General features: G+C 54.3%; 7 protein-coding genes and 1 pseudogene. 6 read left to right on the forward strand and 2 right to left on the reverse strand.

The annotated features are described in order from the left end of the window. Window positions 1-37 precede the first annotated feature (37 nt). On the reverse strand, window positions 38-1798 hold the full coding sequence (locus KTE_RS08110) for an ABC transporter substrate-binding protein (protein WP_201380099.1): 1761 nt from the start codon (window positions 1796-1798) through the stop codon (window positions 38-40). Window positions 1799-2691: 893 nt separating this feature from the next. On the opposite strand from KTE_RS08110, the gene KTE_RS08115 reads away from it, so the two are divergent. From KTE_RS08115 to KTE_RS08140, 6 genes and pseudogenes are all read left to right on the forward strand, one after another. Beyond that, window positions 2692-2862, forward strand: a complete 171-nt coding sequence (locus KTE_RS08115) for a hypothetical protein (protein ID WP_201380100.1) — start codon at window positions 2692-2694, stop codon at window positions 2860-2862. A gap of 242 nt (window positions 2863-3104) precedes the next feature. Next, entirely contained in the window at window positions 3105-3455 is a 351-nt protein-coding gene (locus KTE_RS08120; RefSeq protein WP_201380101.1) for a hypothetical protein, read from the forward strand. Beyond that, window positions 3455-3847: a hypothetical protein gene (locus tag KTE_RS08125; protein ID WP_201380102.1), complete on the forward strand. Its 393-nt coding sequence runs from the start codon at window positions 3455-3457 to the stop codon at window positions 3845-3847. The genes KTE_RS08120 and KTE_RS08125 overlap by 1 nt, the downstream gene beginning before the upstream one ends. A gap of 145 nt (window positions 3848-3992) precedes the next feature. Next, on the forward strand, window positions 3993-8822 hold the full coding sequence (locus tag KTE_RS08130; protein ID WP_236600325.1) for an HAD-IC family P-type ATPase: 4830 nt from the start codon (window positions 3993-3995) through the stop codon (window positions 8820-8822). 167 nt (window positions 8823-8989) lie between these two features. Beyond that, window positions 8990-10154: pseudogene (locus KTE_RS08135) on the forward strand (RNA-guided endonuclease InsQ/TnpB family protein). Window positions 10155-10498: 344 nt separating this feature from the next. After that, window positions 10499-10852, forward strand: coding sequence for a hypothetical protein (locus KTE_RS08140; RefSeq protein ID WP_201380104.1), 354 nt, complete (start codon window positions 10499-10501; stop codon window positions 10850-10852). A 17-nt stretch (window positions 10853-10869) separates the two neighbouring features. Here the strand turns inward: KTE_RS08140 and KTE_RS08145 are convergent, their stop codons facing one another. Continuing rightward, window positions 10870-11574, reverse strand: coding sequence for a hypothetical protein (locus tag KTE_RS08145; protein ID WP_236600326.1), 705 nt, complete (start codon window positions 11572-11574; stop codon window positions 10870-10872). Window positions 11575-12147: the final 573 nt, after the last annotated feature.

Genomic DNA, 12147 nt, shown 5'->3' on the forward strand with positions numbered 1-12147 from the left:
GCTGTCTGCTCAGGCTACTGAATCGGGTGCAACCTCGCTATTGATATTGACTGGTATTGGCACAAGGAGTCGCTGTTGAGATGTAAATATTTCCCCAGTCAGCGGGAGGAATCATATTCTGGGCATTATCAACAATACCAACGACGCAAGATTTGCGCACCAAAACATTAGTGTTCTGGTAAATTGGAATCCAGGCAACATCGTTGATCAGTGCTTGCTCCGCTTGATTGTATTGTTTGAGACGCTCAGCCGGATTTTGATTGACGTCAGCTTGCTCCAGGAGGCGTTGATTCGCCTGCTGTTGAATGGCATTTGACGTATGGTTCTGTCCATAGTTCCCGGCATTCTTGGGCGAACCCTGGTCGAACAGCAGAGTCAACCAATTTTGAGGATCTGGATAGTCCGCAATCCAATCCAATGTGTGCAACTGGAGACCATTGGGATTATTGACCGTGGCGCTGCGTTCAGAATATAAACGCGTGAGTTCTATGTCATCAATCTTGACATTGACCCCTAGTGCGGACTCCCACATCTGCTGGAGCGCGGAGTACTCATTTCTCTTGTCCGCAGATCCTTGCGAGGCCGTGGTGAATGTGATGGGAGGAAGGTCAGCCAGGGTCAGGCCTTCTTCTTTTAAGCCCTGGTTAAACAACTGCCTGGCAAGCTGAACATCGCTATTTGTACCTTTATGGGTTTGTGATCCTGTCAAGTTGGCATTATAGCTAGGCATGCCGGATGGAACGATATGATTCGTCGGAATGACCATATCGTGAAAGACATTATGAGCGATGGCATCTTTATTGATTGCCAGATCGAAAGCTTGACGTATCTTGATATTGTCAAACGGCTTTGCCAGGTAGTTCAGGCTCAAGTAATAGACATCCAGCAAAGGCTGCTGGTGGAACTGTGTTCCAAGCTGAGATCTGGCGTTCGCAATCTGCGTCGAGGGGATGGGAGCTGAATCAACCTGGTTGCTCTGATACAGCTTATACGTCGTATCGCCCTCTCTGACGAACGGCATAACGACCTTTTTGAGCTGGGGTTTGGGGCCAAAGTACTTTGGATTGGGGACAAAATCGATCTCTTTGTTGTGAATATATTGCGAGACCATCCAGGGGCCAGACCCTCCAATACCCTCATTCAGATGATCGCTAAAATCGTTGCCATACTTATCGATCAGACTCTTTTCCACAACAAATGAGCACTGGTAGGTCAGCGTTTGGAGAAAATACGCAGCTGGTTTGCTAGTCTTGATAATGATCGTCTGCTTGTCAGGCGTCAGCAAACTATCACCTATCAGCGTTTTGATCTCGCCATGGTTGCGCCGCGCCGCATCTTTGATTAAGCCGAGATACGCGGGCGAGACGCTGGACTTCAGCGTCGGCTCAAGGGCGCGATCAATGCTAAAGGCAACGTCCGCCGAAGTGAGGGATTGCCCATCGCTAAATGTGGTGTTTGGTTTCAACTTGAATGTCCAGGTAATCCCATCTGGCGCCACACTATAAGAGGAGGCAAGCTCCCCCTGCACCTGGAGTTTATTATTAAGCTGCACCAGTCCTGAATACAGCATATTGTCAACGTTCAGGGCCGGAATTTCATTCGCGAGCGCGGGATCAAGGGTCTGAATATCCGAGTAGCCACTAATTGGCTGTACCAAGATTTGCTGATTCGCCGCGGCCTTGCTGTTATTCGTCGCGACGTTGGTATTGCCGCCACAGGCTGTCAGCAAGAGACCGGCGACAAGACCTAACAAAATGAGTGGTGGCAGCATATGTAGGCGTTTTCTGCGAGAATACATAGAGACATCCTTCTAATGAATTGGTAACCCAAAGGACACACCATCATGGTGTTACATGGCGGTTGCCGAAAGGAGCAGGAGTATGCGGTACGTATGCTCACTTGCGCCCAACTACTAAATGTCTCCTCACTGAGAACGACAAGAAACAGGCCCCACTTCCCGTTACGAGCAGGCGTCGAAAGCGATTCTACAGCGCCATCAGAAACCAGACTGAGAAGCACGGCAACACCGCTTGCCTGTCTATAATTAACATAGCCATTCGACAGAATATTCCCGTTACGTTGCCAGGCCAATGTGTACAACCTTTGTTTCCGCATTGATATCAAGATGAGTAATTCTTCTTGCTCGTGGTGAGGGGTGCGACTAATCAGGAGTGCAAATCGGTCTTTGCGTCGATGCCTGATCGTCTTCGTTTTCCCTAAAAACAGGAGCAAGTAAATCAGCACAAGAGCCAGATACCAAAGCATTGAGCCATGGGCGCCCTGGCTCGGTCGGATATTGTGGATGATTATAATGAAACGAGAAACAGCAACGTTTCGTTGAGAATTTTGGTGGGTACTGAGGGAACATGACGAGTGTGAATATCCTTCTTCTCCGAGGGTGGAAGGAAGTGTTGGCAGGTGGTGAAATAGTACCTTTCAGCGAAAAGGAGACGCGTCTGTATGGACGGTGATAGTAGTCAACCTCCCAGTTGTAGGAGGTATTGGTATCGTTCTACAGGCAAATCGCTCACAAACCGATAGTTCCTGCTCGAGTATGTCCTACTGTCGCTTTGCTGTTCGTTTTGCCTGTGGCCATCTTTCAAGTAGTACTGAAAAACGAGCAGTGTGAGGTGCTTCTCCCCTCTTCTTGCATAGGGGAACGTTGCCAGCATCAGACAGGAGGGTAATACCGTGGATAAGGTATTGCAGTTTGCTGATACGGTCATGGAACACGTCGTCGAGCCCGCCAAGTACGCCAGCCAGCCAGCCCCCTGGGTGACACTCGTCGAACAAGGTACGCAATTCCTCAGGGTTGTATGGGCGTGCTGTCAGATTGTCGAATGGATAGGTTTGATAGATTAGGCAGAACACCCCCCAGGCGAGCAATGGGTTGCTCGCCTGGGCGCTTGATTTCTCCAACCGTTGTGTCTTTCCTCATCGTATTCCTCGCAGGCAACACACATGATTTCTGCCCCTCTGGTATAGCCTGCTATAAGTTCTTCTAGATAAAGGCATCTATTAAAGGGTGGTCTATGATGTTCGTATAGATTCTCTCCTGGTACAGTGCTCCTGAAGAATGATAAAGCGAAAGGAAGAATAGACTTATGGATGCCGAGAATTTTTTAGAACCCGAAGTCGCTACTACTGCTATAATTACTGCCGCTCTCTTCTCTCCCAGGGTGCGCAAAGTCATTCGCAAAGGGGTTGTCTATGGAGCAGCGGGTGTGCTTGTTGCAGGTGATGTAGTGACTTCATTTGCCCGAAGCCTGGGGCGTGGTATGCAGGTAGCCGCCTCTACCGCAGCACAGCAGACACAGAACGCGGGAAGTCAGGGCCAGCAGGTCGGTGGAGAAACGATTGCAACATCAGAGGTTGAAGCGGCAGCGAGGGGGTCTACCCCTCTTGACAAAGCGGCTGCAAAACCATCGATACCGGACAAGGAAGGGACACAGTGATGCACCAGGAGTCAGGGGAGATGTCGGGGCGGTCGGCAATCGCAAGAGCTGATGAGGCCTTTGAGGTAATAGGACAACGTATTGGATTGCTCGCAGCACTCACCCGCCAACGTATTCAGCAGGCCATTGTGACAGCACGCGCGGAGGCTGATTCTGTGGATCACATCCAGGCTAAAGCACACGAGCCGACCAATAGCGATGCCGTAAACAATGATCGCATTCAACCTGCCTTGCCGAGAGCTGAAGCCGTGGTCGATAGCACGAGTAAGCAACTGAGCGACATAAGTAAGCGCGCTCTATTTCAGGCCCAACGGTTCGGCGCCTATCTACAAGAGGATATTGAGGATATCTTGGTAGATGCACAACATCTTCGCCAACAGGCGAAGAAATGATGCAGTAGCAAAATAATGAAAAGAAAGGGGGGTGCTTGTAAACGCTACACCTACAGGGGGCTAGGGGCTTATAAATAGCGTGCCTACCCGACATTCATGCACCTCTCCTGAACTTACTGACTGAACGAGTAAAGCGAGAATGTGTATGAGCGTAGCCGTTGTTGGAGAGCCTCTTATTCTTCATACCCTTCCAGGTCGCATGCGTGTTCACCTCCCAGGATGGTCAAAACAGGAAAGGCGTGTCGCAAAAGCGCGATTGCGCCAGATGCAGGGAGTCCAACGTGTCCAGGATAACGAGCTGACTGGGAATGTGCTGATCCAGTTTGACGCCACGGTCACGGATGAACAGACTATTCTTGAGGCGGTGAGCCAGCTTGAACTGGCGCAAATTCACATAGTGGAAGCGGAAGAAGCGGCTCCACGCTCGCACGCTGTAACAGAGCGGCGAGGCCGGCTTGTGCGCACACGCATTCCCGTTCGCGGCCTGGAGCGCGACCCCTCCCTGGCCCAGCGCGTACTAGAGAAACTCACTGAATTCCCAGGTATACGAGCAGAGGTGAGCCTCTTAACCGGGCGTGTGCTGGTAGAGTTTGATGAGCATCAGGCCGAACTGGATGATATCCTGGCGGCAATGATAGGTTTGGAGTTGCCAGAACTTCCAGGAGAGTCGAGCCCTACCTATCCCCTTGAAGCGGGGCCGCTCGTGCAAAGTGCGACGCGCTTTTTGGGTTCGACGCTTGGCCTGGGGATGTTGGCGGTGCGCCAGTTGCTCGGAGCCAAGGAGGAGCTGCCCGGTGCTGAAACAGCGGTACATGTTTCAAGCGTCATCGGCATCCTTCAGGGTATTCCCATGGTGCGTTATGGGCTACGCAGGCTCATCGGACGCACGGCCGCGGATCTTCTTGTCAGTCTGCCCAGCATCCTTCTGTTGTCACTGGCGAATAGTCCGCTTGGATTGGCCGTGATCGGCTCGGAGTCGCTGGGCCACCTCACTACCACGCAGGCGCGACGGCAGGCCTGGCAACGTTACCTGGAGCATATGGCGAACGCGCCAACGGACCAACCCGATGCCCTGATACATCTAGAAACAGGTGAGCGTACTCCTCTGGCTGCTCTTGTCATATCGGGAACTGGAACCGGCATTGGACGTGATGGTATGCCTTTTTCGGTCCTTCAGGGTGATCGCATTCCCGCGGGAGTACGGCTCTATGGTGGTCCATTCGCGCTCAAGCTTCAAGGCGCTGCCTCCTTTGACGCGTTCACTCCTCAACCTCGTCCAGCTCCCCTGACTCCTACCTCCTACGATCGCTATCAGCAGATTGTGGGTCCGTGCGTGCTTGCCTTTGCTGGTGTAACCGCTCTTTTGACACGCTCCTTGAACCAGACGCTGGCAGCGCTCCTCCTGGTCAATCCTCGCACAGCGTCTATCGGCCAGGATACCGCCGATCTCGCCGCTTATGCGCGATTGATACGCTCTGGAGTGACGGTGGTCAGTACACGCAAGGAACGGATGCTTCGTCTTCCGCAATTGCTGCTGCTCGATGGGGTACGCCTGCTGATGGACGAACTGGAGCTTGGGGGCGCCTTTCCTTTGGCAAAGGCACATGACATAGCGCAGTTGCTTGCCCACGCCGCTAGCGTCTCCATGGCCGCCGGGTCTCCCTGGGGCGATATCTTCAAGGACGTGAATTGTCTACCCGCAATCCTGGACGCTTTTGATGGAAAGGTGGCCACGGCTACGATTGACGGGCAAGGCTATACACTAGGTCCTGTTGAGAATTGGAGCGCGTTGCCAAATACCGCGAACTTGCGCCAGCGTGGCTACTATGTCCTCGTGCTACGCCGTGAGCACGGTGAGCAGCCACTTGGGATATTCGCGCTTCGTCCGCGCTTGGCACAGGGGATCGACTTGCTGGTTCAGGTCTGCCAGCGTTATGGTGTTGAGATTGGCATCCTTGCGGCTGGCGATCAGGTTGCGGTTGAAGCCTTTGCTAAGCGCGCGCATGTCGCGCTTTTCAATCAAGATGACGCGCCGACCATCATTCGCGCCAGGCAACAGCAAGGGGGGGTGGTGGCGTTTGTCTCTGATCACGCGGCCGCCGCAGAGGGTTTTGCCGCCTGCGATCTGGCGATTGGACTCAGCGATGGTCGCAGTCGGCTGCCAGCACGAGCGGACCTGATGGCTGGCGATTTACGGGCGGTCGTCGCGATCATTGAGGCGAGTGCGTGCCGTGATGCCGCTGTACGTGACGCTGTTGGCTTCTCTCTCCTCTCTAATCTCATCGGTGTTTTCTGGGGCTTGCGTGGTCTACCTGCGTTGAAGATTGCCTCCCGCGGAGTCCATCTGACCTCGCTCGCGGCAATTGCCGCGAGCTGGTTACGTTTACGAGGGGGGAAACGCTCCAGATCCGCTCTCGCGACGCTGGTCGATCCACATCCTGAGCGCTGGGGACACAGAAGCATCGCGGAAGTCCTCCAGACGCTGCAATCCTCCCCTTCAGGGCTAACGGTGGCGCAAGCGGAGCAACGGCGACGCCAGACGCCAGTGGTTGTGCCTTCTCACCGCCTGCTCTCGGCGCTCTGGGAACAGGTTCGCTCTCCCTTGACGGGTATTCTGGCCGCGGGAGCGGCGCTCTCGCTCTTCTTGGGAGCCACTGGCGACGTGTTTCTGATAGGGGGCACGATTCTCCTTAATGTCGCCGTAGGTGCCTGGCAACAACAGAAGGCAGACCAGGTTGCTGAAGCGTTGCAACATCTGGATACAACGAGTGTGCAGGTGCTGCGCGATGGGCAGGCGATGACGGTGGACGCTGGCGAGATTGTACTGGGAGATATCTTGCTGCTGTCACCAGGTGATCGTATTCCAGCTGATGCTCGCATACTGACTGCCCAGGGACTCGAAGTAGACGAAGCGGCTCTGACGGGCGAATCGCTCCCAGTACCAAAGCGCTCTGATGGGCTGGCGGATGCGAATCATATTTTGTTGGAGGGAAGCGATGTGACCTCTGGAACCGGATCCGCCGTGGTGGTAGCAGTCGGGCGCCAAACCAGGCTGGGAACCCTCAAGGCAGCTCTTGCTGCTGAAGAAGAAGTGCTCAATCCACTTGGTGTTCGCTTAAGTCAGATCTTGCGCTATTTCCTGCCGCTTTCTCTGGCGGGTGGGGCGCTCGTCGTCGGGGCTGGCTTGCTCTGGAAGCGCTCGCTGACAGCGCTTATAACCACGGGAGTCACGGTAGCCCTGGCGGCAATCCCTGAAGGGCTTCCCCTGCTTGCCAGGGTCGGGGAGGCCGGTGTAGCGCGTCGGCTTATTGGTCATAACGCAGTGGTGCGACGGCTCTCGGCTGTCGAAGCACTTGGGCGCGTGGATGTCGCCTGTGCCGATAAAACGGGTACGATGACCAGGGGGCGCCTGATGCTGACTCTAGTTGCTGACATGCAGCAGGAGGCGAGTGTGCCAGGGGAACTCTCGCCGGAGTTGAGACAGGTCCTCTCCACTGCGGCTCTCGCCAGCCCCCATCCAGATGCGCCGGATATGCGCGCTCATCCAACTGACGTGGCAATCATCCAGGGAGCATTGGATGCCACCCTGGACAATGAACTATATGTCGAGCACAGCGCGGAACTTCCTTTCGACCCCGTCCGCTCTTTTCATCTCACCGTGACGCGGGGGCGTTCCTGCCTTAAAGGAGCGCCGGAGGTGCTCGCTAAGCGTTGTCGCTGGATGCTTGTACATGGTGAAAAACTGCCAGTAGACACGCAAAAGCGACAGGAGCTGCTCACACGAGCCCAGAGCCTGGCGGAACGCGGTTTACGTGTTCTGATGGTGGCTGAAGGAAGCAACGCCAGTGTACTTGAAGATCCGCAAGACCTGACGGCACTCGGTTTCGTCTGCATCAGCGATCCACTGCGTGAAACCGTGTGCCCGGCGGTCCAGCGATGTCACGAGGCGGGGGTACGGGTCATCATGATCACCGGTGACCATCCCTCGACGGCATGCGCTATCGCGCGCGAGGCGGGCTTGCTGGTGGATCAGGGCCAGGTCCTGGTCGCGAAAGAACTCGCCGATCTTTCTCATGAGGAAGTCGACAGACGCCTGGAGCGGGCAGCCGTTATCGCGCGTGCAACCCCCTTAGATAAACTGCGCATCATCGAACACTTGCAACGTCGTGGGCACGTCGTCGCCATGACGGGCGATGGAGTCAATGACGCGCCCGCGTTGCGCCTGGCTGACGTTGGCGTTGCTATGGGTATTGGGGGAACCGAGGTCGCCCGGCAGACGGCCGATCTGGTCCTGACTGACGACGATTTTTCTACACTGGTGGAAGCACTTGTCGAGGGGCGTAGTTTCTGGCGGAATATTCGGCGTGCACTGGGGCTGCTACTTGGAGGCAACATGGGTGAACTTGCCCTGGTAGTTGGCGCAAGCCTGCTCGGCTTGAGTACACCGCTTACCGCTTCCCAGATGCTCGCAGTAAACGCAATCACGGATATCTTCCCTTCACTAGCTGTCGCGCTTCAGGGGCCTGAGCATCGGCGACTTGCTCATCTTAGTCGCGAGGGCACAGGCGCACTTAACAGAACCTTGCGTTTTGATGTGTTGCGTCGTGGACTTGCAACAGCGCTACCGTCACTGCTCTCCTATCTCATCACCCGGTTGACGGGTACCTTGCCACAGGCTCGCTCTGTGGCCTTTGCCAGCGTGGTGATAACCCAGCTTGCACAGACGCTTGACGCAGGGCGGGCTGAGGGGACACTCACCCCCTCGGTGCTGACCGCAGTCGGTGGTTCGGTTGGTGTACTAGCTGCCGCGTTCACTGTCGCGCCACTCCGCACGTTCCTGGGATTGGCCCTTCCTTCAGCTCTCGGATGGGCCTTGGTGGGAAGTAGTGCCCTGGTAGCCGTCGGCTTGAGCCGCTTGCTTATTCGGACAGAGGGAGGGGGGCAGCTCGGAACAGCCAGCGAGCATCTCGTTTGATCGGTACTGTCAACTTGCAAAGAGAATGCGACAGTTTTCAAGAAGATAGGAGAACACCATTAAATGGTGGCAAAAGACATACATTTCTCTTCCCTTGACACTGGAGAAGGAATGTTCTAATATAGACATGCATCATGCGCTTTAATCTATTGTAAGGGAAACTGTCGATGATTCGTGCGCACAAGATTCGGCTGCATCCTACACCTGAGCAAGCCAATTACTTCGCGAAGGCAGCGGGAACCAGCCGGTTCGTCTGGAACTGGGCATTGGCTGAATGGAATCGGCAATATGCAGCCGGAGAGAAACCGACCGCTTTGAAGCTCAAGAAGCAATTCAACGAGATCAGGCGGGAACAATTCCCCTGGACGTGGGAAGTCACGAAGAATGCTTCGGATCAGCCTATTCTGGACCTGGGCAAAGCCTTTACGGCGTTCTTCGAGGGCAAGGCTCGCCGTCCCAAATTCAAGAGCAAAAAGCGGAGTAAACCGAGCTTTTATCTCGCGAACGATCAGATGGAACGAGGGGACCACCGAGTGTGGATCCCCAAACTCGGATGGGTGAATATGGCGGAGAATCTGAGATTCCAGGGAAAAATCACCGGGGCACGGGTGACGCGCACAGCGGATTGGTGGTTCATCGCGATCACCGTCGAAGTTCCAGATAAGCAATCAGCAAAGCGACCCGCAGCCATTGGCATCGATGTGGGCTTGAACCGATTGGTCACCTTGAGCACCGGAGAGGAATACGAAAACCAAGCATTTCTCAAAACGGCACTGGGGAAGCTCCGTCAAGCGAATAAGCGGCTGCATCGCAGGAAACAGGGATCCCGCGAATCGGGAGAAAGCCCGTCGGCAGGTCGCACGCTTGCACTACCGTATCACTTGCATGCGAGAGGATGTGCTCCACAAGCTGACCACCAGGCTCGCTGACTGTTATGGGATCATTGGGATTGAAGACCTCAATCTCAAGGGATTGCTCAAAAATCGCAAGCTCGCTCGCTCGTTCTCTGATGCCTCGCTCGGCAAGCTCTTGAACCTGCTCACCAGCAAAGTTGAGCAGCGCGGGGGACAGGTCATGAAGGTGGGGCGCTTCTTTCCCTCCAGTAAGACCTGCCATTGTTGCCGTTGGAAGTGGGAAGACATGGCGTTGTCTGACCGCATTTTTCTCTGCCAAAACCAGAAATGCGCCTATTATCAATTTGAACAGGATAGAGATTATAACGCATCTCTGAACATTCTGCGCGAAGCCCTTCACTTGATCGGGCTGGTTGATCAAGTCGTCAGCGGTACTGGCTCGGACGCGGACGTGAACTTGGTTATGGACGCGGGGTAAGACCAAAAATGCCCAGGCATTGAGGCACCTACGGATGAAGTAACAACAACGAACGATGCAGTAAGGCTGTGCTTGCATACGTTTTACTACATTTATCGGAGCAGGAGAGCGGAAATGTCAGAACCGAGAACGGTACATGCTCATTTTGGCGAATTGCTCAAAAGCAGAGCATTGCCGGAAAACTGGCGAGACCTCATACGCCGCGACATGATGGCCAAGGCCTTCGCCAATACAGCCACTCCGGAAACCGCCGAGCGCGAAAAAGAGCGCCTCAGACTCAAAAAAATCGCACGCTCGAGCAGCACAGAGAAGGGTATATCGAGGATGAAGCGTTTGATGGCGAAATGGCTGCTATCACCCTCGCACTCAAAAAGCTTGATGTTCCGGACGTGGGTGGAGTCATCTACGACGAGGTGAGAGAAGCTGGTGAACATCTCCCAGCCATGGCCGCCTTGTGGGATGTTGCTACGCCCAAAGAGCGGTATGAAATGGTGACCATTCTCTTGGAACTAGAAGGGTTCTATTATGATACCGAATTGAAGATGATTGCCCCACTCAAACCTCGTCCAGCATTTCTACCAGTGCTGAGGCTGCTTGAGGAAGTGACTGAATACGAAGAAGCCACCGGGATGTTAGTCACATCACGGTGGCGACGGCGGAACCGACGGGATACAAATTATCTGCAACACACTGCGTGACAGGTTGCTATTTCAGCTTAGCGGAAGGGCCGCCATATGGATAGACGATGGATGAGCTGTCGCCAGGATAGACGATGGATGAGCTGTCGCCAGGATAGACGATGGATGGGCTGCCGCCAGGATAGACGATGGATGGGCTGCCGCCAGGATAGACGATGATAGGAGCGAGTCCGCCCAGGATAGGCCATATCGAGGCGGCTAGCGCCATCCGAGTAGGCGACCTGGGGGGTCGAATTATGCGGAACGGCAGCGGGGGAGCTAGCACCATCCGAGTAGGCGACCTGGGGAGTCGAATTATGCGGAACGGCAGCGGGGGAGCTAGCACCATCCGAGTAGGCGACCTGGGGGGTCGAATTATGCGGAACGGCAGCGGGGGAGCTAGCACCATGTGGATAGCCGATAGATGGATGTAATGAGGGTGCATAGTGCGTTGCCGCTTGCTGGGTGATAGCGAGGGAGTGGGCAAGCAGGATCATGCTGGCCAGGAGAGCAACGATGAGGAGCATTCCCTGCAGTTGTCTATGGTGTTGACGAGCGTACATGATGATTCGTTGTATGTGCAGTTGGCTATAATGTTGACGAGCGTACATGACGATTCGCCGTATGTGCAGTTGGCTATAATGTTGACGAGCGTACATGATGGTTCGTCGTATGTGCAGTTGGCTATAATGTTGACGAGCGTACATGATGGTTCGTCGCATGTAATGTAAAAGATGGGACATATCTGCTCCTTTCGTTGGTCGTGTAAGGACCATGAAACGGGACGCATGGTGCTATCCCAGAGAAGTTTAGATAACCTCTATATTTCAATTATAGTGGGACATACTTCCCCCTAATTGGGTATGTACTTGAACACGCTGAACCCACGGGTTGCGCAACGAGATTGCAGCAGCACACAGTTGATAGAGTGCGAAACGGCTTCAGAAGCTATCTTGGCCACAGCATTTGCTTGTTGACGATAGGGGGATGTTACTTCTTCACAGAAAGCATAACAGCAATGAAGGACGTTCGAGAGCCACTTCAGTCATAGGTACATCTCGTTGCGTATCCCGTGGGAGTAAACAGGTCAAACTTAAAATATGGCATGTTTGCGGGCATAAAAAAAGAGCCGATGGCCGGAGTCGGCTCAGCTTGTTTGCGGGTGTTTGTGGTTGCCCTCCAGGCGCTTAAAGTCTAGGTTCTTTGTTTGCTGCTGTTGGCAATTTCTTGTATGCACAGGTTTTCTGATATCATGCTAAACTCATCAGGTCATGTCGTACCGCATTAAAAAGCAAATGTTGCGAACTTTGCAGAAA

It is taken from the genome of Ktedonobacter sp. SOSP1-85 (genome assembly GCF_016587415.1).
GTDB lineage: Bacteria > Chloroflexota > Ktedonobacteria > Ktedonobacterales > Ktedonobacteraceae > Ktedonobacter.